Here is a 24,091-nt window from a genome sequence, read left to right on the forward strand (position 1 = left end):
AGGCCCACCCGCCCCCGCAGAGGGGGGAGGGAAGGGGCGCGGCAACGTCCTGATCAAAACCATCACGCCGCCGCCCGGTGCACGGCCGGGGTCGCGAGCGGGTTCGGCCGGCGGCGCGAGAACAGCGAGATCAGCACCGGCACCACCACCAGGATCAGGTTCGGCGCGAGCAGGATGCCGCCGACGACGACGAGCGCCAGGGGCTTCTGCACCTGCGAGCCGATGCCGGTGGAGACCGCCGCGGGCAGCAGGCCGACGCAGGCGGCGACGCAGGTCATCATCACCGGCCGCATCCGCACGATCGAGGCGTGCCAGACGGCCTCCTTGCGCGGCCAGCCCTCCTCCATCAGCTGGTTGTAGTAGGCGAGCAGGATCACGCCCTCCATCGTCGAGATGCCGAACAGGGCGATGAAGCCGATCGCCGCCGAGATCGAGAACGGGGTGCCGGTGAGCGCCAGCGCGAAGATGCCGCCGATCATCGCCATCGGGATCACCGACAGGCCGAGCAGCATGTCGGCGACCGAGTTGAAGTTGATGAACAGCAGCAGCGCGATCAGCACCAGGGTGATCGGCACCACGAGGCTGAGGCGGGTGACCGCGTCCTGCAGGTTGGTGAACTGGCCGACCCATTCGAGGTGGTAGCCTGCCGGCAGCGTCACCTCGTCGGCGACGCGCCGCTGCGCCTCCAGCACGGTGCCGCCGAGGTCGCGCCCGCGCACCGAGAACTTGACCGGGATGTAGCGCTCCTGGTCCTCGCGGTAGATGAACGAGGCGCCCGAGACGAGGTCGACGTCGGCGATCTCGGAGAGCGGCACCTGCACCACGCCGCCGTTCGGGTTGGCGGCGCCGATGGTGATGTTGCGGATGGTGGCCAGCGAGGAGCGGTACTCGCGGGCGAGCCGCACCCGCATCGGAAAATGCCGGTCGGAGCCGTACTCGTAGAGGTCGCCCGCGGTCTGGCCGCCGATCGCGGCGGCGATCGTGGTGTTCACGTCGCCGATCGAGAGGCCGTAGCGGGCGGCCTTGTGGCGGTCGACATCGATGCGCACCGTCGGCTGGCCGAGCGAGGCGAAGACCGAGAGGTCGGTGACGCCGGGCACGGTGGCGAGCACCGCCTTCACGTCGTTGGCCGCCTTGGTGATCGCGGCGAGGTCGGTGCCGTAGACCTTGACCGAGTTCTCGCCCTTCACGCCCGAGGCCGCCTCCTGGACGTTGTCCTCGATGTACTGGGAGAAGTTGAACTCGATGCCGGGGAACTCGGCGTCGAGGCGCTTCGACAGGCCGGCGATGAGCTGCTCCTTGTCGAGCCCCTTGCGCCATTCGTCGATGGGCTTGAGCGGGGCCAGGATCTCGACGTTGAAGAAGCCGGTGGCGTCGGTGCCGTCGCTCGGCCGTCCCTGGTGCGAGATCACGGTGACGACCTCCGGCACCTCGGTGAAGATCTTGCGCAGCCGCTCGACGTAGGCGTTGCCGGCCTCCAGCGAGATCGAGGCCGGCATCGTGCCGCGCACGTAGAGGTTGCCCTCCTCGAGCTTGGGCAGGAACTCGAGGCCGAGGTTCCGCGCGGCCAGCCCCGAGACCAGCAGGATCGCCACCGTCACGGCGATCGACAGGATGCGGTTGCGCAGGCCGAAGCCGAGGATGATCTCGTGGCCGAAGCGCAGCACCTTCACGATCAGGGTGTCGCGCTCCTCCACGTGCCTCGGCAGGATGACGGCCGAGAGCGCGGGCGAGACCGTGAAGGTCGCGAGCAGGCCGCCTACCAGCGCGTAGGCGTAGGTCTTGGCCATCGGCCCGAAGATGTGGCCCTCGACGCCCGACATCGTGAACAGCGGCAGGAAGCCGACGATGATGATCGTCGCCGAGAAGAAGATCGCCCGGTTCACCTCCGAGCCGGCGATGGCGATGGTGCCGAGCCGCCCGGTGAGGCCCCCCGGTGCGGGCTGCCCTTCCGTGTGGTGCGGCTCGGCCAGGTGCCGGAACACGTTCTCGACCATGATCACGGTGGCGTCGACGATCAGCCCGAAATCGATCGCGCCGAGCGAGAGGAGGTTCGCCGAATCGCCGCGCACCACCAGGATCAGGATCGCGAAGCCGAGCGCGAAGGGGATCGTCGCCGCCACGATGATCGCGCTGCGCAGCGACCCGAGAAAGAGCCACTGCACCACGAAGACCAGCACCACGCCGAAGACGAGGTTGTGCATCACCGTGTGCGTGGTGGTGTGGATCAACCCGGAGCGGTCGTAGATCCGCTCGATCTTCACGTCCGGCGGCAGGATCGTCGAGGCGTTGATCTTCTCGATCTCGGCCTCGACCCGCCGGAGCGTCGGCAGGCTCTGGCCGCCGCGGCTCATCAGGACGATGCCCTCGACGATGTCGCTCGAGCCGTCGTGCCCGACGATGCCGAGCCGCGGCGCGTTGGAGACGCGCACGTCGGCGACGTCCCGCACCAGCACGGGCGTGCCGTTGACCTGGGTCAGCATGGTGTCGCGGATGTCGTCCATGTCGCGGATCAGGCCGACGCCGCGGACCACGGCCGACTGCTCGCCGACGTTCAGCGTCTGGCCGCCGACGTTGATCGAGGAGTTGTTCAGGGCCGAGACGAGCTGCACCAGGGTCATGCCCTGGGCCTGGAGGCGGTTGAGGTCGACCGCGATCTCGTACTCCTTGGCCTTGCCGCCAAAGGCGGTCACGTCGACGACGCCGGGGATCGCCTTGAAGCGGCGCTGCAGCACCCAGTCCTGCAGGGTCTTCATCTCCGCGGAGGAGAAGCCCTTCGGCCCGACGAGCTTGTACCGCATGATCTCGCCCACCGGGCTCGTCGGCGAGATCTGCGGCGTGGCGCCGTTCGGCAGGGGCGGGGCCTGCGACAGGCGGTTGAGCACCCGCTGCAGCGCCTCCTCGTAGGTGAACTCGTAGTTGAACTGCACCTTCACGTCGGACAGGCCGAACAGCGAGATCGTGCGCACCACCTGCGCGTTGGGGATGCCGGCGAGCGCCACCTCCAGCGGAATGGTGATGTAGCGCTCGATCTCGTCGGCCGACTGGCCGGGATTCTGGGTGATCACGTCGACGAGCGGCGGGACCGGATCGGGATAGGCCTCGATGTTGAGCTGGGTGTAGCTGGCGTAGCCGAGCGCCAGCATCACCAGGAAGCCGAGGCAGACCAGCACGCGCTGGCGCAGCGAGAAGACGATCAGGCTGTTCATCGCGTCGGGTGCCCTTCCGGCGGTTCCGGTCCGGTCAGGACGCCTTGTCGCCCGACGCGGCGCGGTCGATGAACAGCGCGCCGCGGGTGACGACCTCCTCGCCGGCGGCGAGCCCCTCGACGACCTGGACGTTGTCGCCGTTGACCAGGCCGAGGCTGACGCCGCGCGCCGCGATCGCGCCGTCGGGCCGGGCGACCCAGACGTGGGCGCTCGCGCCCTCGTAGACGACCGCGGCGAGCGGCACGGCCGGCGAGGGCTGGGGCTTGCCCGTGATGATGGTGAAGGTGGCGAACATCTCCGGGCGCAGCGACCGATCCGGGTTGTCGACCTCGCTGCGCACGGCGAGGCGCCGCGTCGCCGGATCGAGGCTCGACGACATGTAGTTCACCCGCGCCTTGAACACCCGCGTGCCGAAGCCCGCGACCCGCGCCTCGACCTCCTGGCCGATGCGGATTTTCGGGATCTCGCTCTCGCGCACGTTGGCGATCAGCCACACCGTGGACAGGTCGCCGATGACGAAGGCCGGGTCGCTCGAGGTGGTGAGGTACTGGCCGATGCCGACCTTGCGCTGCACGATGGTGCCGGCGATCGGCGCCTGGATCTGCGTCTCGGCGCTCATCGTGCCGTTCTTCTCGTAGGCGGCGATCTCCGCGTCGGTCTTGCCGAGGAGCTTGAGGCGGTTGCGCACCGCGTCGAGGGAGGCCTGCGCGGTCTTCAGGTCGCTCTGGGCGGCGATCACGTCGTTCTGGGCCGACTGGTAGTCCTTGAGCGCCACCGCCTTGGCCGCGAACAGCTCCTGCTGGCGGGCGGCGATGGTCTGGTCGAGCTTGAGCAGAGCCTGCTGCTTCTGGATGGTGTTGAGCGCGCTCTGGTAGTCGTTCTGGGCCTGGACCATGTCCGTGGCCTCGATGACGAGGAGCACGTCGCCGACCTTCACGTCGTCGCCCGCGCGCTTGAGCACCTTCGTGACGCGGCCGGAATAGGGCGAGGCCACCGGCACGTTGTCGTCGTCGTTCAGCGCGATGCGCCCTTCGGCCGAGCCTTCCGGGCGGAAGGTCATCGTCGCCACCGGATGGATCTCGAAGGTGGTGCGCTGCTCCGGCGTCGGCCGGAAGATCCGCTCGGCCGAGGAGGGCGGGGCGTCGGCCTCGCCGGTGTCCTCGCCCTTCGTGCCGCCGAGCATCCCGCGCGCGTAGGTCGTCACCGTCTCGAGGAACCCGTGCACCGGCTGCGGGAACACCGCGACCACGGCGACGGCGGCGACCACCAGCGACAGCACGACCGCGATCGGCAGCAGTCCCTGGCGGCGCGGGCCGTGCGCCCGGGCCGCCGGCGCGTCGGTGTCGGGATCGAGTGGCGTGCGGGCGTCCATCGCGCTGTCGTCTTCGGGTCGAGGGAGGTGCTTGATGGTTGTGGGCCGGTGCGGAGCGGTCGAACGCGGGAACCCGTCCCGATGCATCGAACCGATCGATGGTGCTTTTCTAAGGCAGGCCCGGGACGGGCGGCTCCCCGAGGCGCCGATATCCCGCGCATCCGGGCGGCACAATGGCCCGGCGGTGCGGAAGCGCGGACGGGAGGCGATCGAGGCGGGTCGAGGCGATCACGTTCGGGATATCGGGCTCGCGGGACATCGGGCTCGTGCGTGCGGTCGCCCGCGCGGTCCGCGGCGAGGCCGCGACCGGAAACGGCACCGCTTGGTCATGGCCATGGGTCGTGGCAGGTCTTCACGACGGTCTCGCGACGGAGCCGCATGCCGGCCGCGGGAGGCGGGGCGGCGTCCGCTCGGGTGCTTCCATCCGCGGTCCGATGATACGATATGACATGTCATCGGCGGCCCGGCGCGAGCGCGGGCGCCCACCGCATCACCCGTCGGAAGAGTCGCCCATGTCCGGATCGCAGAGCCCCGCCAACGCCGAGTCGGTCACCTCCGAGAAGATCCCGGTCACCGTGCTGACCGGCTACCTCGGCGCCGGCAAGACCACGCTGCTCAACCGCATCCTCACCGAGAACCACGGCAAGCGCTACGCCGTGATCGTCAACGAGTTCGGCGAGATCGGCATCGACAACGACCTCGTCGTCGGCGCCGACGAGGAGGTGTTCGAGATGAACAACGGCTGCGTCTGCTGCACCGTGCGCGGCGACCTGATCCGCATCATGGACGGGCTGGTGAAGCGCCGGGGCAAGTTCGACGCGATCATCGTCGAGACCACCGGGCTCGCCGACCCGGCCCCCGTCGCCCAGACCTTCTTCGTCGACCAGGACGTCGGCGACGCCGCCCGCCTCGACGCCGTGGTGACGGTCGCCGATGCCAAGTGGCTGTCCGAGCGCCTGAAGGACGCGCCCGAGGCCCGCAACCAGATCGCCTTCGCCGACGTGATCCTGCTCAACAAGGCCGACCTGGTCTCGGAGGCGGACATGGCGCGCGTCGAGGGCGAGATCCGCGCGATCAACCCCTACGCCAAGCTCCACCGCACCACGAACTGCGACGTGCCGATCGACGCGGTGCTCGGACGCAACGCCTTCGACCTCGGCCGCATCCTCGACCTCGAGCCCGACTTCCTCGAGGAGGGGCACCACCATCACCACGACGGCGACATGCAGTCGTTCTCGGCCCGCATCGACGGCCCGGTCGACCCGGAGAAGTTCATGCCGTGGATCTCGAACCTCACCACGATCCAGGGCCCGGACATCCTGCGCTGCAAGGGCATCGTCGCGTTCCCCGACGAGCCGCGCCGCTTCGTCTTCCAGGGCGTGCACATGATCCTCGACGGCGACCTGCAGGCCGAATGGAAGGCCGGCGAGGACCGCTCGTCGCGCGTCGTGTTCATCGGCCGCAAGCTCGACGCCGAGGCGATCAAGGGCGGGTTCCTGGACTGCGCGGCCTGAGGCTTATGCGAAGCGGATCATGGTCGACGCGGGCGTCATGATCCGATCAGCTTGACGAAGGCGGCACCGGCGCCGAAGAAGGCCGCGCCGGCCGCCATGCCGGAGAGCGCGATCTGCCAGGGTGCGAGCATCCTGTCGCGCTCGAGTTTCCGCGCCTCGTGCTCGAGCTTCCTGGCTTCGTGCTCGAACTTCTTCGCTTCGAGCTCGAGCTTCATCGATTCGGCCATGAGCTTCTTCTGCTCGGCCACGAACTTCTCGCTTTCCTCGCGTTGCCGACGGATACGGCCGATCAGTTCTTCCAGATCCGGGGGAAGCGGTGTTGCGGTGTCGGCCATCGGGCTTGGTCCTCGACGTCGCGATGATCGAGGCACGATAGGCGTTCGCTCCCGACCGGTCGAGCGCGCCGCAGGCGCCCGTCAGCCGAATATCAACCTTTCCGTCCCATGAAGGACCCGTCGTCGTGCGGGCCCGCGTTCCAGGCTCGCGGAGCCCGCGTGAGCCATGGCCAGCACCGCCGTTCCGGGCTTCGTCCTGCCGCAGGTCGGCCGGGTCCCGCTGATCCGGGTCGTCCACGGCTTCGCCGGCGCGCTCCTCGCGGCGTTCGTGTTCTTCGCCTGCTTCGCCTTCTCCGAGACCTCGCCCTACGACGTGATCGCGATCCCGACGATCCTGCTCTGGGCCTGCCTCGGCATCCGGCTGCACCGTGGGGCGGTGCCGCTGGTGGTGCTGCTGCTGCTCTATCTCGGTGCGATCGTCGTCGGCCTGATCCCGTTTCTCGACGAGGACTTCCCGGTCACCTGGACGATCCAGCTGATCTACCTCTCGGTGACGGGCGTCTTCTTCGTGATGTTCTTCTCCGACGACACCCAGGCCCGCATGGAGCTGGCGCTCAAGGCCTACACGGCGAGCTGCGTGTTCTCGGCCACGCTCGGCATCGTCGGCTACCTGCAATGGCTCGGGATCGAGGACCTGTTCTACAAGTACGACCGCGCCTCGGGCACCTTCCAGGATCCGAACGTGTTCGGCTCGTTCCTGACGCTCGGCGCGCTCTACCTGATGCACGGCCTGATCACGGCGACCGCCCGGCGCCCGGTGCTCGCGCTCGCGGGCCTGCTGATCATCCTGGTCGGGATCTTCCTGTCGTTCTCGCGCGGCTCGTGGGGCGGCACCGTCGTCGCCACGCTGCTGATGGTCGGCTCGGTCTACGCCTCCTGCGGGTCGGCGCGGCTGCGGCGGCGCATCGTGCTCCTCAGCCTCGCGACCCTGGCGCTCGGCGCCGTCGCGATGGCGGCCCTGCTCTCGGTCGACAGCGTCCAGAAGATGTTCGCCACCCGCGCCGCGGTGAGCCAGGACTACGACGAGGGCGAGACCGGCCGCTTCGGCAACCAGCTCCGCGGCATGGAGATGCTGCTCGAGCGCCCGCTCGGCCTCGGGCCGATGCACTGGCGCCTGACTTTCGGGCTGGAGCCGCACAATTCCTACATCGGCAGCTTCGCCAACGGCGGCTGGCTCGGCGGCGCGGTCTTCCTCGCCCTCGTCGCGGCGACGGGGTTCGTCGGCTTCCGCCTGCTCGCCCGGCCCTCGCCGTTCCGCGCGCACGCGCAGATCGTCTGGCCGGCGCTGCTGATGTTCTTCCTTCAGGCGCTGCAGATCGATATCGAGAAGTGGCGCCACGTCTACATGATGCTCGGCATGGTATGGGCGCTGGAGGCGGCGCGCCGGCGCTGGGCCGCGCGGGACGGGCGCCGCGCGCCCGCCTCGGCGCCGCGCGAGGGCGATCGGCCCGGTCGGGTCCGGAATCGGGATGATGCGATGGGCCGGCGCCTCGGGGAGATGCCGGCGGGGGACGCGCGAACGTGAGCAGCACAGAGGCGCTTCAGGCCAGGGACGACGAAACGACGGCGGACGAGGCGGCGCGCGAGGCGAAGCGCGTCGCGGCGCTGCTGGCGCTCGGGATCCTGGATACGCCGCCGGAGGATCATTTCGAGGCGGTGTGCCGCACGGCCTGCCGCCTGTTCGGCGTCGAGACCGCCTTCGTCGGGTTCATCGACGCCGACCGGCAATGGCTGAAGACGCCGTGCGCGCTGGTGCCGGGCGAGCTGCCGCGGCAGAAGAGCTTCTGCACCTACACGATCCAGACGGACGCGGTGCACGTCGTCCCGGACGCGCGGCTCGACCCGCGCTTCTCCGGCAGCCCGCTCGTCGACGGCACGGCGGGGGCAACCCGGTTCTATGCCGGCACGCCCCTGAGCCTCGCCCCCGGGATCCGCGTCGGCACCCTCTGCCTCGTCGACTCGCGGCTGCGCGACTTCTCGGCCGAGGACGGCGTCGCGCTGCAGGACCTCGCCGAGATCGTCGTCGCGCACTTGCGCCTCTCGGAATCGAACGCGGCGCTCGGGCGCGAGATGGCCCTGCGCAGCGCGCACGAGGCGCAGCTGGAGTGCCAGACGGCCGAGATCGCGGAGCGCTCCGCGGCGCAGGCCAGCGCCAACCACCTGCTGACCATGGCCGAGCAGCTCGCCAGCATCGGCAACTGGCGCGTCCCGCTGCCGGCGGGTCAGCCGATCTGGTCGTTGGGGCTCTACGAGATCGCCGGGCTCGACCCCGCCACCGCGCCGCCGCACCTCTCGACCTTCGCCGAGATCTATCACGCCGACGACCGGGAGCGGCTGATCGCCGTCGTCGGCGACGCGATCGCGCGGGCCGAGAACTTCGCCTTCGACGCCCGCATCCTGCGGCCGGACGGCACCGAGCGCGACGTGGTGGTGCGCGGCACCTGCGAGACCGACGCCGCGGGCGCGGTCACCGGCCTGTTCGGCGTGATGATCGACATCACCGCGCGCCGGCGGGCCGAGGCCGACGTCCACCGCAGCGAGAGCCGCTATCGCGGGCTGGCCGACACCCTGCCGCTGCTGGTCTGGGCGATGCGGCCGGGCGACGGCGAGATCACCTACGCGAACCCCCAGTTCCACGCGTATTACGGGCCGATCGGCACCGGCCGCGCCGCGCGGGTCGCCTGCAACCATCCCGACGACGCGCCCGCCATGGCGACGGCGTGGCGGGCGGCGCAGGCCGGTGAGACCGCCTATTCCGGGGAATGGCGCCTGCGCCGCGCCGACGGCACCTATCGCTGGCACAAGCTGACGATGACGCCGGTCCACCTGATGGCCGACGGCACCGTCATCGAGTGGCTCGGCACGGCGCTCGACATCGACGAGATCGTCACCGCCCGGATGGCGGAGCACGACGCCCGCGGCCTGCTGCGGATCGCCCTGGAGGCGGCCGAGGCCGGGACCTGGGATTGGGACATGCAGACCGGGGTGAGCCTGCTCTCGCCCGAGAGCCTGCGCATCTACGGGCTGCCCGAGGACGGCGAGCCGCGCGGCATCACCACCGCCGCGTGGACGGCCCTGGTCGATCCCGAGCAGGTCGGCGAGGTCTGGGACGCGATCCGGCACGCGATCGACACCCGCACCACCTACGCCGCCGAGTTCCGGGTCGGCGAGCGCTGGGTCTACGCCCGCGGCCGGCCGCTGTTCGGGGCCGACGACCGCCCGTACCGGATGGTCGGCCTCCACATCGACATCACCGAGCGCAAGTCGGCGGAGGTGGCCTTGCGCTCGATCACCGCCGAGGCCCAGGCCGCGCGTGCCGAGGCCGAGCGCGCGAGCGAGGCCAAGAGCGACTTCCTCGCGGCGATGAGCCACGAGATCCGCACGCCCCTGAACGGCATCCTCGGCTACGCCGACATGCTGCTCGACGAGACCCACCTGCGGGCGGAGGACCGTCACCGGCTCGAGCTGATCCAGGGCTCGGGCGCCGCGCTGCTCACCGTTGTCAACGACATCCTCGACTTCTCGAAGATCGAGGCCGGGCAGCTGACCCTCGACCCGGTCTCGTTCCCGCTGGTCTCGGTGATCGACAACACCGTCTCGATCGTCCGCGGCGGCGCGCTGAAGAGCAACCTGCGGATCGAGACCCGGATCGACCCGGATCTGCCCGCCTTCGTCCTCGGCGACGCGAGCCGGCTGCGCCAGGTGCTGCTGAACCTGCTGAACAACGCGGTGAAGTTCACCCCCGTCGGCTCGGTGACCCTCGTGGTCCGGCGCGAGCGCTCGGGGGCGCGCGGCCACGACCTGCGCTTCGAGGTCATCGACACCGGCATCGGGATCAATTCGGCGCAGCAGGACCGGCTGTTCAAGCGCTTCAGCCAGGTCGACGGCTCGATCAGCCGGCGCTTCGGCGGCACCGGCCTCGGCCTGGTGATCTGCCGCCACCTGCTCTCGCTGATGGGCGGCGAGATCGGCGTCGACAGCCGCGAGGGCGTCGGCTCGACCTTCTGGTTCACCCTCACGCTGCCGCCGGGCGAGGAGACCGGGGTCGCGGCGGCAACGTCCGCGGCTCCGGCCACGGGCCCCGCCGGACGCGCCGTGCGGCTGCTTCTCGCCGAGGACGTGCCGCTCAACCAGGAGCTCGCCTGCGCGGTGCTCGAGGCGCAGGGCTACGTGGTGGACGTGGTCGAGGACGGCGCCGAGGCGATCGTCGCGGTCGAGGCGGCGCTGAAGCAGGGCAGGGGCTACGACCTCGTGCTGATGGACGTGCAGATGCCGGTGATGGACGGCCTGACCGCGACGCGCCACATCCGCGCGCTGGCGTCGCCGGCCCGCGAGATCCCGATCGTGGCGATGACCGCCAACGTGCTTCCGAAGCAGATCGAGGACCTGCGCGCGGCCGGGATGGACGACCATGTCGGCAAGCCGTTCCGGCGCGCCGACCTCTACGCCACCATCGCGCGCTGGACCGGGCCGCAGCGGGAGGCCCGCCCGGCCGCCCCGATCCCGGCGCCGGACGGCGCGAACGCGGTGCTCGACCCGGCGGTGTTCGACGCCCTCAAGGACGGCTTCGGGCCGGAGCGCGTGGCGACGCTGCTCGACCTGATGGGCAGCGAGCTGCGCGATCGCTTCCGCACCGACGAGGACGACCGGGTCCAGGTCGCCCACGACGCGCACGCGCTGGTCTCGGCCGCCGGCATGCTCGGCTTCACCCGGCTGTCGCGCCTGTGCCGCGAGATCGAGGCCGCCGCCCACGGCGACGGCGACCTGCGCCCGCTCATCCACCGGCTCGAGATCCAGCGGGCCGAGGTGCTGGGCACGATCCACAAGCTCAAGGCGGCCTGACGCCCGTTTCCCTCCCCCTCACGGGTGGGGGAGGGACCGGCGACGGGGGCCCCTACGCCTCCGGCGCGGCCGCGTCGTCCTCGGGCTCCGGGTCGGCCGTCCAGGCGGTGGCGAAGGCGGCGAGGTGCTGCGCCTCCGCGAACGCCATCACGGTGACCTCGCGCTCGGCCGGCATGGCGCCGGGATAGGGGGCGAGCAGGATGGTCTTGCGCACGAGGCGGGCGCCGGGCGCGTTCTCGGCGATCCAGGCTTCGGCCTCGGGCACCAGCGCCTCGGCGGTGGCGAGCGCCCGCGAATCCGGGCGCAGCACGATCACGCGGGTGCCGAGGCCGGGGTCGGCGGCCTGGACCGCCTGGACGATGTCGATCACGCGGTCGCCTCGGGCAATTCGTTGATCTGCACCGCGGCCTGGGCGTCGGTGAACTTGGGGATGTCGCCGAAGATCTCGGGGCCGTGCTCGGCCGCGGCCTTCGTGAAGGCGTCGGCCGATTCGAAGGTCAGCAGCGCCATCACCTGGAACGGGGCCGGCTTGCCGTCCGGCGTGCCGACGCCGCGCACGATCTTGGCCTCGTGCAGGCCCAGGGGCGACCAGCGCTCGCGCACCAGCGGCATGTGGTGGCCGAGGTAGTAGTCCATGTCGAACCGGGGACCGGCCGGATACATCACGCTGACGAGGATCATGGCTGTCGAACACTCCCTGGCGGCGCGTCTGCCGCGCGCCGCCGGCACGGAACCACCGAATGCCTGTCAGCGCAACGGAGGCGCTCGCGACGTCTCTTTTCTATTCCCTCCGCAAGGGCCGAGGGTTTCACACGTTTCCTGAGCGGCCCGGATCGCCCGCCCCGTCCTTCCGGGGCGTCGAAGGCGAACCCGGAATCCAGAGCCGCCGACGGCGCTTGAGCCTGCCATCTCGGCGGCTCTGGATCCCGGGCTCCGCTGCGCAGCCCCGGGATGACGGGATTGAGGCGGGTCTCCGCCAGACCACACCCGGGGGTGGGGATACGGTATCCATGAGGAGCGGGCCGCCCTGCACGCCGACCGGCGATGATCGCGATCAGTGCAGCTTCACCCGCGCCTCGGTGCGGCGGGTGAGCGCGCGGGCGGCAGCGTCGAGGGCGGTCTTCACCGTGCCGTGCAGGGCCTGCTCGTGCATCTTGTACAGCGAGCGGTACATCATCCGCGCGAACAGCCCGGCGATGAACATGTTCTTGCCGCGGATGAACCCCATCAGGCTGCCGACCGTCGAGTATTCGCCGAGCGAGACGAGCGAGCCGAAGTCGCGGTACTTGAACGGCTTCAGCGGCCGCCCGGCGATGCGGGCGGGGATCTGCTTGATCAGGTAGGTCGCCTGCTGGTGCGCCGCCTGGGCGCGGGGCGGCACCGGCCGGTCGGAGCCGGCCTCGACGAGGTAGGCGCAGTCGCCGACCGCGAAGATGTCGGGATCGTGGGTGGTCTGCAGCGTCGGCGTCACCACGAGCTGGTTGGTGCGGGTGGTCTCCAGGCCGCCGAGGCCCTGCAGGAACGGCGGCGCCTTCACGCCGGCCGCCCAGACCACGAGCTCGGACGGGATGAACGCGCCGTCGGCCAGCGCCACGCCGTCGGCGCGCACCTCCGTGACCCGCGCCTGGACGCGGACCTCTACGCCGATCTTGGCGAGCAGCGCCATCACCTCGGACGAGAGCCGCGGCGGCACCGCCGGCAGGATGCGGTCGGCCGCCTCGACCAGGGTGATCTTCAGGTCCTTGGCCGGATCGATCCGGTCCATGCCGGTGGAGACCACGTCGCGGACGGTGCGGTGCAGCTCGGCCGCGAGCTCGGTGCCGGTCGCGCCGGCGCCGATCACCGTGACGTGGAGCTGCCCCGGCCGCACCGGGCCGACCTGGGTGTGGGCGCGCAGCATCGCGTTCACCAGCCGCTGGTGGAAGCGCACCGCCTGGTCCTGGGTGTCGAGCGCGATGGCGTGCTCCTTCACTCCGGGCGTGCCGAAATCGTTGGTGGTGGAGCCCACCGCCATCACCAGGGTGTCGTAGCCGACCGAGCGCACCGGCGTGATCTCGCGGCCTTCCGCATCGTGGCTGGCGGCGAGCTGGATCGTGCGCGCCGTCCGGTCGAGCCCGGTCATCTCGCCGATGCGGTAGCGGAAATGGTGCTGGTGGGCGTGGTGCAGGTAGTCGACCGCGTGGTGGCCGACGTCGAGGCTGCCGGCGGCGACCTCATGCAGCAGCGGCTTCCAGATGTGGGTGCGCGCCCGGTCGACCAGGGTGACGTGGACGTCCTTGCCGCGCCCGAGCTTGTCCCCGAGCTTGGTCGCCAGCTGAAGGCCCGCCGCCCCGCCGCCGACCACGACGATGCGGTGCAGGCCCTGTTCGTTCTCGCCCGGTACCATGCCTGTCTCGTTGCTCCTCGGTGCGGCCGTCGCCGCCTCATCGCCGGTGGTGCCCCCGTGCACAGGCACCACCCGTGCCGCCGTTCCGGGCGGGGCCATCTCGGAACGGTTCTAGACCATACCGGGATGGCCGTAATCCGGCGGGCGCCGTCAAAATTTTTTGGCCATGCCTCAAGCCTATCGCTCAAGCATCGGCCGCGAGCGGTGGCCTCACGCGGCCGGCGCGCCGGGCTGGCGCTTGGGATGCGCCTCGGCGAAGGCCGGCAGCGCCAGGCACGCCTCGGCGATGCGCGCCACGGTGGGGTAGGGCGCGGTCTCCACCCCGAAGATGCCCGTGCCGACCCACAGGCTGACGAGGCAGAGGTCGGCGTGGCTCACCGCGTCGCCCTGGCTGAACCGGCCGGTGCCGGGCTCCGTGGAGAGCCGGGTCTCCAGCGTCTTCAGGCCGCTCTCGAAGGCGTGGCGGACGAAGCCCATCATGCGCTCCCTAGGGAGATCGTAGGCCTCCATCAGGTAGGTGCGCACCCGCGGCACGTAGAGCGGGTGGGTGTCGCAGGCCACGAGCTGCGCCAGCGAGCGGGCGCGCGCCCGCTCCCGCGGATCGGCCGGCAGCAGCTTCACGCCGCCCTTGGTCTCCTCCAGGTAGTCGAGGATCGCGAGCGACTGGGTCAGCGGCGGCCCGTCGCCGTCGAACAGGGCGGGCACCGCGCCCTGCGGGTTGATCGCGCGGAATTCCGGCGCGTGCTGGTCGCCGGCATCGAGGTCGATGAAGGTCTCCTCGTAGGCGATCCCCTTCAGCTTCAGCGCGATCCGCACCCGGAAGGCGGCGGCCGAGCGCCAGTTGCCGTACATCCTGATCATGCCACATGGCCCTTCATCGGTTTCGGCGGGGACCACACCGCACAACCGGGCGGGCCGCAAGGGCGAAGCGTCGGCGAAGCGCGGTCTGGCCGTGATCGTGCATTGCCCCGCGGACGCGATCCCGCGATAGGGACGAGACCGCGACGACGCGCGCGACACGGCGCGCGACAAGGGATGACGGCCGATGCAGATCGAGACGCCCTATCTGATGTTCCTCGGCGACGTGCCGGACCGGCTCGCCGCCAAGACCGCCTACGGCATCGTCGACTGGCGCCCGGACTGGTGCATCGGCCAGATCCGCCTGCCGGGCTGCGCGGCCGACCTCGGCATCCCCGACCTGACCCTCGACGAGGCGCTGGCCAAGGGCTGCCGCACGATGGTGATCGGCGTCGCCAATGCCGGCGGCGTTCTGCCGGAGCACTGGGTCGCCGAGATCGTCGCCGCGCTGGAGGCCGGGTTCGACATTGCGAGCGGCCTGCACGCGCGCCTCGGCGCGGTGCCGGCCATCGCCGAGGCGGCCGCGCGCCGCGGCCGGGCGCTGCACGACGTGCGCCACACCGACGAGACCTTCGCCACCGGCAAGGGCACCAAGCGCCCGGGCCGCCGCCTGCTCGCGGTCGGGACCGATTGCTCGGTCGGCAAGAAGTACACGGTGCTGGCGCTGGAGAAGGGGATGCGCGCGCGCGGCATGGACGCGGATTTCCGCGCCACCGGCCAGACCGGGGTGTTCATCTCCGGCCGCGGCGTCGCGATCGACGCGGTGGTGGCCGACTTCATCTCCGGCGCGGTGGAGTGGATCGCGCCCGCGGCCGACCCGAAGCACTGGGACCTGATCGAGGGCCAGGGCTCGCTCTACCACCCGTCGTTTGCCGGCGTCAGCCTCGGGCTGCTGCACGGGGCGCAGGCGGACGCCTTCGTGGTCTGCCACGAGCCGAGCCGCACGACGATGCGCGGCGTCCAGCACCCGCTGCCCTCGATCCGCCAGGTGATCGACCTGACGATCCAGCTCGGCAGCCTGACCAACCCCGGCATCAGGCCCACCGGCATCGCCGCGAACACCCAGGCCCTCGAGGAGGATCCCGCCCGCGCGCTGCTCGAGAAGCTCGGCGCCGAGTACGGCCTGCCCGCCACCGACCCGGTGCGCTTCGGCGTCGAGGGCCTCGTCGACCGGCTGATCGCCGAGTTCCCGGAGACCGCGCCGTGAGGCGGCTCGCGGTCGCCGTCGATCGCTTCCCGATCGCCGGCGCCTTCACGATCAGCCGCGGCAGCCGCACGGAAGCCGTGGTCGTCACCGCGCGGATCGCCGACGCCGAGCGGGCGGTCGCCGGCTGGGGCGAGTGCGTGCCCTATCCGCGCTACGGCGAGAACGTCGAGAGCGTGGCCGCGGCGATCGAGGAACAGGCCGACGCGATCGCCGCCGGCGTCGGCCGCGCCGAGCTGCTGGAGCGGATGAAGCCCGGTGCGGCGCGCAACGCGCTCGACTGCGCGCTGTTCGATTTCGAGGCCAAGGCGTCCGGCCGCCCGGCCTGGGAGATCGCCGGGCTCGCGGCGCCGTCGCCGGCCACCACCGCCTACACCCTGAGCCTCGGCACACCCGAGAGCATGGAGGCGGCCGCGCGCGACGCGTCGGCCCGGCCGCTGCTCAAGGTGAAGCTCGGCGGCGCGGGCGACCCCGCGCGCATCGCCGCGGTGCGCCGCGGCGCGCCCGACAGCCGGCTCATCGTCGACGCCAACGAGGCGTGGGGGCCGGAGACGCTCGAGGCCAACCTCGCGGCCTGCCTCGCCGCCGGCGTGACGCTGATCGAGCAGCCGCTGCCGGCCGACGACGACGGGCTTCTGAGCCGGATCGAGCGCCCGATCCCGATCTGCGCCGACGAGAGCCTGCACGACCGCGCCGGGCTCGATCATCTGGCCGGCCGCTACGACGCGATCAACATCAAGCTCGACAAGACCGGCGGCCTCACCGAGGCGATCATGCTCGCCCACGAGGCCCGCGCCCGCGGCCTCTCGCTGATGATCGGCTGCATGGTCGGCACCTCGCTCGCCATGGCCCCGGCGATGCTGCTCGCCCACCACGCCGACACGATCGACCTCGACGGCCCGCTGCTCCTCGCCCGTGACCGCACGCCGGGCCTGCTGTTCGAGGGCAGCACGATCCATCCGCCGGAGCGGGACCTTTGGGGGTGAGGGGCGGCCGCTTCTCCCTTCCCCGCAAAAGAGGGGAGGGAGGGGCGCGCTGGTCGGGCACCGCGATGGTCATGACATCGGGCGCGCTCATTCCGGGGCTGCGAAGCGGAGCCCGGAAACCAGAGCCGCAGGTGGTGCCTCGGTTCGCGCGCGCGGCGGTTCTGGATTCCGGGCTCGCCCGCGGCGCCCCGGAATGACGGGTTGGCCCATCCCGGCGCCTGCGACGCCCCTAGGCCGCCACCGCCTCGATCAGCACCGTGTCGAGCCAGAAGCTTCCGTCCGGCGCGAGGCCGAAATGGTGGGCGACCTCGTCGGGGGCGGTGGCCTGGAGGGCGCGGATCGCGGTGACCAGCGGCTCGGGCGTGCGCATCCGGGCAATCCAGGTGGCGAAGTCCATGCGCAGGCGGCCCTGGGTGATCCTGTCGACGGTGAATCCCGCCTCGGCGAGCATCGCCAGCCACTCGGGCACCGAATAGTCGCGCACGTGCGAGGGATCACGCAGCAGCTCGACCGCCTGGAGATGGGTGTCGAGGAGGGCGTCGTCCGGGGCGACGATGTCGGCGACGAGCGCCGGCGCGCCGGGCTTGGCCACGCGCCGCGCTTCGGCGAGGCCGGCCCGCACATCGCGCCAGTGATGCGCGCTGAAGCGGGTCGCGACCGCGTCGAAGGCCGCGTCGGGAAACGGCAGCGCCGCGGCCGAGCCGGCCTCGGTCGCGATGTTGGGCAAGCCGCGCCGGCCCGCTTCCGCCGCCACCGCGGCGAGCATGTCGGGCGAGAGGTCGAGCGCGGTGACCGTGCCGGCATGCGGCGCCATCGCGAAGGCGACGTGGCCGCCGCCGCAGCCGAGATCGAGGGCGCGGGCCGGGCGCACCGTTCGTATGCGCTCGGCGATGCGGTCGAGGTCGGCGCCGGCGGCGTGGACCGCGCTCGCGACGTAGGACGCGGCCTGCGCGCCGAACCGGTCGGCGACGTGGGTCTCGTGGCGGCGCGTGGGGGCGCTCATGGGATCCTCCCTCAGGGCGCCGGCACCAGCGGCGCGAGGCGCGAGAGCCGGAGCGCGACGGCGAGCGCCAGCCCGTAGAGCAGGCCGACGAACGCCACCACGCCGGTCCAGCCGGAATGGGCGAAGAACCAGCCGCCCATCGTGCCGAGCACCGACGAGCCGAGGTAGTACAGCGACAGGTACACCGCCGAGGCCTGGGCGCGATCGCGCAGGGCGCGGCGGCCGATCCAGCTGCTCGCCACCGAATGGGCGCCGAAGAAGCCGATGGTGACGACGACGATGCCGAGCACGACGAGCCACAGGCTCTGCGACAGGGTCATCAGGATGCCGGCGATCGCCACGGTGATCGCCAGCCACAGCACCTTGCGCCGCCCGAGCCGGCTCGCGACCTCGCCGGTGAGCGTCGAGCTCATCGTGCCGAACAGGTAGACGACGAAGATCGCGCCGATCGCGGTCTGGCTCAGCGAGAACGGCGGGTCGAGCAGGCGGAAGCCGATGTAGTTATAGACGCATACGAAGCCGCCCATCAGCAGGAAGGCTTCCGCGAACAGCCACGGCAGGCCGGGATCGCGGAAGTGCTGGCCGAAGGTGCCGGGCACCTCGCGCCAGCGCATCGGGTGGGCGACGAAGCTGCGCGAGGGCGGCAGCGCCCACCAGAACGCGAAGGCCGCGACCAGCGCCAGAACGCCGATGGTGCCGATCCCGAGCCGCCACGAGGCGTGGTCGGCGATGATGCCGGCGATCAGCCGCCCGCACATCCCGCCGACCGCGTTGCCGCCGACGAGCAGGCCCATCGACAGGCCGATCGAGCGCCCGTCCATCTCCTCGCCGAGATAAGCCATCGCCACCGCCGGCAACCCGCTCGCGGCGAGGCCGGTCAGCGCGCGCAGCACCAGGAACCCGTGCCAGCTCGGCACCAGCGCGGCGACGATCGTGAGGAGGGCGGAGGCGAAGAGCGAGGCCAGCATCACCGGCTTGCGGCCGAGCACCTCGGAGATCGGGCTGACGAAGAGCAGCGCCACCGCCAGCACCCCGCAGGGCAGCGACAGGGCGAGGCTGCTCTCGGCCGGCGACACGCCGAAATCGTCGGCATAGACCGGCAGCAGCGGCTGCACGCCGTAGAGCACCGCGAAGGTGGAGAACCCGGCCGCCGCCAGCGCCAGCGCCGTGCGGCGGAAGACCGGCGTGCCCGATCGGATCAGCTCGACGCCGTCGCTCATGCGTTCCTGGTTCCGGCTCCGGTGGCGGCGTCGGTGTTGGGCCGCGTCCCGGGCCGGCGTCAACAGCCGGAGGCGCAGGGCGGTTCGATTCCGACGCTTTCCACGGCCGCCCGGCCGACGCACGGATCCCTGAGCCCGCCGCGGCGGCACCGGCACCGGCCGCGCGACCAGCGTATCGGCCAAGACGATCGCCCGCGGCGAACCCGGAGGCCGGGTATTCGCGACCGGATGGAAGGGCCGTCACAAGACGTACACGGCCGCTGGATAAGCGTGACCGCAAGCACAGAGCGACGAAACGGGCGCTCGCACCAGCGCCCGCATCGGCATCACCCGGCGAAACCTGACGGCTCGGGTGCAGAATACGTCATCGATACAACTGGAGCGCGCGTTCTACTGGGCCGGCGGCCCAGGGCGCGCGATCGCCCGGTCATCCGTTTCGACCCCCGCCGCTTGAATGGACCCTCCATGCGCGTTCCGCTTAAGGCCGCCCTCCTCGGCGCGACCGTCCTCCTGCCGGCCCGTGCGGACGCGCAGGCACTTCCGGCAGGGCCGGCGCCGGGCTTTCCCAACAGCACGTCCGTGAGTCCGGGCACCGTCCTCGACCGCCTGTTCGACAGCTACGGGCGGCTCCTGACGGGCGACCCCGCGGTGCTGACGCAGAACTACCAGACCGTCGTATCGATGACGCGGGCGCGCACCGCCGACCAGACGCTTGCGGCGGTGCGCGACGACCGGACCGCGCAGCCCTACAGCGTGCTCAACGGCCTCGGGCCGCTGACCGGCCTGTATCTCACGGGCGCCGGCGCCTCGTTCGGCGGGACGACGCCCGCGCGTCTGACGCCCACCACCTACGCCGCGCCGACGCTGTCCGAATACGCGGCCGACATCGGCCTGGGCACCGGTGCCAGCGCCGGGACGACCACCTTCGGCAACGGAACCGCGACGCCGCTCGCCGCGGCGGTGAGCTTCATCAACAACGTGGTCCGGGCGAACGGCTCGACCGAGCCGGCCAAGCGGATCTTCGAGCGCTACCAGGGCGCGACGCCGGCCGTCGACCCGCTGGACCCCCGCTACGGCAACTACAACGCGATCACGAACCGGACCGCGCTGAGGGCGTCCGACACCGCGAGCCTCGTCGTCCCGGCCTACCTGTCGAGCTTCCCCGTCCCCGCCGTCTACGGCACCACGGCGGCCTGGGTCCGCGGCTTCACCGTGACCCGGGCGATGGTCGACGCCAACGGCGGAAGGCCGCTCACCGCGCCGAACGTCGGCAGCTTCGATGCGGTGGGCACCTTCACCCCGGCCACCTTCGGCGTCGGCGACTACGTGCCGGGCGTCGGCACCGCGCCGCGGCCCTACCGCGTCTCGACCTCCGTCAGCGTGCCCACCCTGCTCCAGCCGATCATCAACGGCACCAACCCTTACGCGGACGGCGCCTTTCCGAGCGGCCATACCAATTCCGGCACGCTCCAGGCGCTCGGCGTCGGCTTCCTGGTGCCGCAGCAGTTCCAGGAACTGCTCGCCCGCGCCGCCGACCTCGGCAACGACCGCATCCTCGCCGGCATGCACTCGCCCCTCGACGTGATGGGCGGCCGCATGGAGGCCACCGCGATCGCCGCCACGAACATCTACGCCGCGCTCTACGACGCGAGCGGCAACCGGCTCGATTGGACCAACCCCGCCAACGCCGCAGCCTACGCGGTCTACGAAGCCTACCGGCAGACCCAGTCCTACCTCGCGGCCTCCTGCGGGGCCGCGAGCGTCGGCGCCTGCGTGGCGGCTGCGTCGAGCGCCGCCGACCCCTTCGGCGACGCCGCGCAGAACAGGGCGAACTACCGCGCGCGGATGACCTACGGCTTCCAGCCGACGGGCCCGCAGGCCGCGATGACCGCCGCGGAGGTCCCGGTCCAGGCGCAGGTCCTGCTCCTCACCCGCTTCCCCTACCTGACCGACGCCCAGCGGACGGACGTGCTGGCGAGCACCGGCCTGCCCTCGGGGTATCCGCTTCTCGACGGGAACACCTACGGCGGCTGGGGACGGATCAACCTCTACGCCGCCAACGACGGCTACGGCGCCTTCGCCAGCACCGTCTCCGTGACCATGGACGCGTCGCAGGGCGGCTACGGCGCGAGCGACAGCTGGAACAACGACATCTCCGGCCCCGGCGGCCTGATCAAGAACGGCAGCGGCGCCCTGCGGCTGGGCGGCACCGACACCTATGCCGGCCCGACCCTCGTCAACGGCGGAACCCTGACCGTGGACGGCTTGCTCGTCTCGACGGTCACCGTCGCGGGCGGCCGGCTCGGCGGCTCGGGCACGGTGGGGGGGCTCGCCGTCCTGCCGGGCGGCACGGTGGCGCCGGGCCATTCGATCGGCACCCTGACGGTCGCGGGCAGCGCCGCCTTCGCGGCGGGCTCGGCCTATCAGGTCGAGGCCGACGCCGCCGGCCGGTCCGACCGCCTCGCGGTGGCCGGCACCGCCACGCTCGCGGGCGGAACGGTGCAGGTGCTGGCCCAAGCCGGCAGCTACGGCCCGCGCACCCGCTACGCGATCCTCGATGCGGCCGGGGGCGTGTCGGGGCGGTTTTCCGGCGCGACATCGAACTTCGCCTTCCTGACGCCGACGCTCCGCTACGAGCCGACCGCGGTCGATCTGACCCTGACCCGCAACGACGTGCCGTTCTCCGCCATCGCCACGACCCGCAACGCGGCGGCGGTCGCCGACGCGATCCAAGAGGGGCGGCCCGGGCGCCGGCGCCTACGCCGCGACCGTCGGGCTGACGACGCCGGAGGCGCAGGGGGCGTTCCGGGCGCTTGCCGGCGACGTCCACGCCTCGGCGGTGTCCGGGTCCTACCAAACCGCGTTCTTCGTCCGCGAGGCGATCCTCGACCGGCTGCGCTGGGGCGTCACCCCCGGTTCGGCGGACGGGCCGAGCTTCGGCGACCTGCCGGCGCGCTATTCCGCCGACCTGCCGGAAAGCCGGCCGCCGGTCGCCTCCGTGCCGATGCGGATCCTCGACCCGACCGTGGTCGGCGTCTGGGGCCAGGGCTTCGGCGCCTTCGGCGGCGCCCGCGGCGGCAACGCCTTCGGCCTCGACCGGACGCTGGCGGGCTTCGCCGCCGGCCTCGACCTGCGCCTGCCGAGCGGGTTCAGGCTCGGGCTCGTCGGCGGCTACGCCGAGAGCGCCCTCGACACCGCCGGTCGCCGCGAATCGGCCGGCGTCACCGGCGGGTTCGGCGGCGTCTACGGCGGCTACGAGCTCGGCCCGGTCTCGGTGCGGCTCGGCGCGGTCTACGCCGACGAATCCCTGCGCACCCGCCGCACCGTCGTCGTTCCGAGCGTGTCCGACACGCCGTCCGGCCGCTACGGCGGCAGCACGGTGCAGGGCTTCGGCGAGATCGGCTACCGGTTCCTCGTCGGAGCGCCCGCGCCGGCCGTGCTGGTGTCGAAGGTCGCGGAGCCCGGCGCGCTGGAGCAGGCAGCCCCGACCTACGTCGAGCCCTTCGTCGGTGGCGCCTATGTCGGCATCCACCGCGACCGCTTCGCGGAGACCGGCGGCGTCGCCGCCCTGACCGGGTCCGCCCGCGACTACGACCTCGCCGCCCTGACGGCGGGCCTGCGCGGGCAGACGGCGTTCGACCTCGGCCTCGGCCTGCCGCTCTCGGCGCACGCGCTCCTCGGCTACCGCCGGGCGTACGGCGACGTGGTGCCGAAGGCGCTGCTGTCCTTCGGTGCGGACCCGAGCTTCCTGGCGGCGGGCGTCCCGATCGATCGGGACGCGGTGGTGGCGGAGGTCGGCCTCGACCTGCGCCTGGCGTCCGGCGTGACCTTCGGCGCGGCCTATACCGGCCAGACCGGCGCGCGGGCGCAGGACCACGCGGTGAAGGGCAACCTCACCTGCCGGTTCTGATCCGGCCTGCCGACGGATGCCGGCCCGGGGCGGGCCGGCATCACACCCATCCTATCGCGGCGGGGGAGCCGCCGGGGGCGCCCCGCTCTGCTGCAGCAGCGGGGTGATGCGGCGGACCGTGACCCGGCGGTTCTCGCGCGAGGCGTTCTGCGTGTTCACCTTCAGGTACTGCTCGCCGTAGCCCTGCGTGGTCAGGTTCTCGGGCGGCACCTGGAAGTTCTGGGTCAGCACCGTCGCGACCGACTGCGCCCGCCGATCCGACAGCGACAGGTTGTCGACGTCGGCGCCGACCGCGTCGGTGTAGCCCTCGATCAGGAACACCTCCTGCGGGTTGGCGCGGATCGCCTGGTTGATCGCCGCCGCGATCGTCGAGAGCCGGGCGGCCTGGTCGGGCGTGACCGTGAACGAGGCGGTGTCGAAGGTGATCGTGTCGATGTCGACGCTGCGCATCCGGGCACGCAGCTGCGGGCTGTAGCGGACCTGGTCCAGCGTGTAGCGCCGGTCGACCGCCACCACCGGCGGGGCCGACAGGGCCTCGTAGACCGCGCGCTCGTCGGCCGCGCCGTAATCCACCACGTAGCGCTCGCGCGGGATGCGGATGTCGGGCGGCGGCAGGTCGACCACGTCCTCGTAGATCGGGCGCGGGGCGCCGCCGTAGCTGTTGTCGATCAGCACGACCTCGCGGCCGTCGCGGAAGCGGCGGTAGCGGCGCAGCATCCGGCCGTCGTCGTCCACCACCGTCACGATCTGCTCGCCGCCGGGACGGTCGAGATAGGTGTAGGTGTCCGGCCCGCGCCGCTCGCTGCGGTAGCCGCCGCCGCCGATGTCGCGGAAGCGCTCGTTCTCGTCGTGGCGGATGAAGTAGTTGTTCTGATCGCGCACGATGATCCGGCCGGGCTCGCGGATGTAGGTCCGCCCGTCCTCGTTGAACTCGCGGCGGTCGCGACGCACGCGGTCGTAGTCGCGCACGTCCTCGTCGTCGGTGCTGAAGCCGCCGGGGATGTAGCCGGGACGGCCGGGACGGTTGAAGCCGTCGCGGTCGCGGTCGCCGACGCGGCCCGTCGGCACGCCGCGCGGATCGTAGCCCTGCTGCCCGGGCTGGGCGCCCGGCTGCGTGTCGGAGCCGCGCAGCCCCGGCTGGCCGGGATTGCCCTGGCCCGGGCCGAACCGGCCGGCGCCCTGCGGCGGGACCGGCCGTCCGGGCACGCCGGGGCCGGCGTTCGGGGCGGCATTGGGCGGGGCGGCATTGGGC

Annotated in this window: 17 protein-coding genes and 1 pseudogene; 7 read left to right on the forward strand and 11 right to left on the reverse strand. The window is 71.9% G+C overall.

The annotated features are described in order from the left end of the window. Positions 1-62 precede the first annotated feature (62 nt). Both FV227_RS20755 and FV227_RS20760 read right to left on the reverse strand, forming a co-directional pair. Positions 63-3,209 carry a CusA/CzcA family heavy metal efflux RND transporter gene (locus tag FV227_RS20755; RefSeq protein WP_147726415.1) on the reverse strand — a complete coding sequence of 1,049 codons (3,147 nt, stop codon included), beginning with the start codon at positions 3,207-3,209 and terminating at the stop codon, positions 63-65. 34 nt (positions 3,210-3,243) lie between these two features. Further along, complete coding sequence (locus tag FV227_RS20760) at positions 3,244-4,581, reverse strand: efflux RND transporter periplasmic adaptor subunit (RefSeq protein WP_147859792.1); 1,338 nt, start codon at positions 4,579-4,581, stop codon at positions 3,244-3,246. Between the two features lie 512 nt (positions 4,582-5,093). Here FV227_RS20760 and FV227_RS20765 point away from each other — a divergent pair. Further along, positions 5,094-6,095, forward strand: coding sequence for a GTP-binding protein (locus FV227_RS20765; protein ID WP_147726413.1), 1,002 nt, complete (start codon positions 5,094-5,096; stop codon positions 6,093-6,095). Between the two features lie 35 nt (positions 6,096-6,130). On the opposite strand, the gene FV227_RS20770 is transcribed toward FV227_RS20765, so the two are convergent. Further along, on the reverse strand, positions 6,131-6,430 hold the full coding sequence (locus FV227_RS20770) for a hypothetical protein (protein WP_147726412.1): 300 nt from the start codon (positions 6,428-6,430) through the stop codon (positions 6,131-6,133). A 166-nt stretch (positions 6,431-6,596) separates the two neighbouring features. Here FV227_RS20770 and FV227_RS20775 point away from each other — a divergent pair, with 166 nt between their 5' ends. Both FV227_RS20775 and FV227_RS20780 read left to right on the forward strand, forming a co-directional pair. Further along, positions 6,597-7,955 (forward strand): O-antigen ligase family protein, encoded by a 1,359-nt coding sequence (locus FV227_RS20775; protein ID WP_147859793.1) that lies wholly within the window; start codon positions 6,597-6,599, stop codon positions 7,953-7,955. Then, entirely contained in the window at positions 7,952-11,272 is a 3,321-nt protein-coding gene (locus FV227_RS20780; protein ID WP_147859794.1) for a PAS domain-containing protein, read from the forward strand. The genes FV227_RS20775 and FV227_RS20780 overlap by 4 nt, the downstream gene beginning before the upstream one ends. Positions 11,273-11,324: 52 nt before the next feature. On the opposite strand, the gene FV227_RS20785 is transcribed toward FV227_RS20780, so the two are convergent. The 4 genes from FV227_RS20785 to maiA all read right to left on the reverse strand — a co-directional run bounded on the left by FV227_RS20785 (position 11,325) and on the right by maiA (position 14,516). Next, on the reverse strand, positions 11,325-11,642 hold the full coding sequence (locus FV227_RS20785) for a hypothetical protein (RefSeq protein ID WP_147727660.1): 318 nt from the start codon (positions 11,640-11,642) through the stop codon (positions 11,325-11,327). Then, the gene (locus FV227_RS20790) at positions 11,639-11,953 is read right to left on the reverse strand and encodes an EthD family reductase (protein WP_147727659.1); all 315 of its coding nucleotides are present in this window, start codon (positions 11,951-11,953) and stop codon (positions 11,639-11,641) included. Before FV227_RS20790 ends, FV227_RS20785 begins: the two co-directional genes overlap by 4 nt. Before the next feature lie 373 nt (positions 11,954-12,326). After that, entirely contained in the window at positions 12,327-13,658 is a 1,332-nt protein-coding gene (locus FV227_RS20795) for an NAD(P)/FAD-dependent oxidoreductase (protein WP_147727658.1), read from the reverse strand. A 210-nt stretch (positions 13,659-13,868) separates the two neighbouring features. Continuing rightward, complete coding sequence (gene maiA / locus FV227_RS20800; RefSeq protein WP_147727662.1) at positions 13,869-14,516, reverse strand: maleylacetoacetate isomerase; 648 nt, start codon at positions 14,514-14,516, stop codon at positions 13,869-13,871. A gap of 187 nt (positions 14,517-14,703) precedes the next feature. On the opposite strand from maiA, the gene dgcN reads away from it, so the two are divergent. Together dgcN and dgcA are read left to right on the forward strand one after the other, a co-directional pair. After that, complete coding sequence (dgcN, locus tag FV227_RS20805; RefSeq protein WP_147859795.1) at positions 14,704-15,723, forward strand: N-acetyltransferase DgcN; 1,020 nt, start codon at positions 14,704-14,706, stop codon at positions 15,721-15,723. Next, positions 15,720-16,706: an N-acetyl-D-Glu racemase DgcA gene (gene dgcA / locus FV227_RS20810; RefSeq protein WP_147859796.1), complete on the forward strand. Its 987-nt coding sequence runs from the start codon at positions 15,720-15,722 to the stop codon at positions 16,704-16,706. The genes dgcN and dgcA overlap by 4 nt, the downstream gene beginning before the upstream one ends. Before the next feature lie 229 nt (positions 16,707-16,935). Here dgcA and FV227_RS20815 read toward each other — a convergent pair whose 3' ends face one another. From FV227_RS20815 to FV227_RS29990, 3 genes are all read right to left on the reverse strand, one after another. After that, positions 16,936-17,709, reverse strand: a complete 774-nt coding sequence (locus FV227_RS20815) for a class I SAM-dependent methyltransferase (RefSeq protein WP_147859797.1) — start codon at positions 17,707-17,709, stop codon at positions 16,936-16,938. A gap of 11 nt (positions 17,710-17,720) precedes the next feature. Beyond that, on the reverse strand, positions 17,721-18,929 hold the full coding sequence (locus tag FV227_RS20820; RefSeq protein ID WP_147728774.1) for an MFS transporter: 1,209 nt from the start codon (positions 18,927-18,929) through the stop codon (positions 17,721-17,723). An 848-nt stretch (positions 18,930-19,777) separates the two neighbouring features. After that, the gene (locus FV227_RS29990; protein WP_246686654.1) at positions 19,778-19,942 is read right to left on the reverse strand and encodes a hypothetical protein; all 165 of its coding nucleotides are present in this window, start codon (positions 19,940-19,942) and stop codon (positions 19,778-19,780) included. 367 nt (positions 19,943-20,309) lie between these two features. Here FV227_RS29990 and FV227_RS30475 point away from each other — a divergent pair. Then, positions 20,310-21,146 (forward strand): annotated as a pseudogene (locus FV227_RS30475) (phosphatase PAP2 family protein); the annotation flags it as partial. A gap of 622 nt (positions 21,147-21,768) precedes the next feature. Then, a complete protein-coding gene (locus FV227_RS30000) occupies positions 21,769-22,839 on the forward strand; it encodes an autotransporter outer membrane beta-barrel domain-containing protein (RefSeq protein WP_246686655.1) in 1,071 nt (356 codons plus the stop codon). 51 nt (positions 22,840-22,890) lie between these two features. On the opposite strand, the gene FV227_RS20830 is transcribed toward FV227_RS30000, so the two are convergent. Continuing rightward, positions 22,891-24,091: OmpA family protein (locus FV227_RS20830; protein WP_246688371.1), on the reverse strand; the 1,201-nt coding region annotated here is incomplete at its 5' end.

It is taken from the genome of Methylobacterium sp. WL119 (assembly GCF_008039875.1).
Classification (GTDB): Bacteria; Pseudomonadota; Alphaproteobacteria; order Rhizobiales; family Beijerinckiaceae; genus Methylobacterium.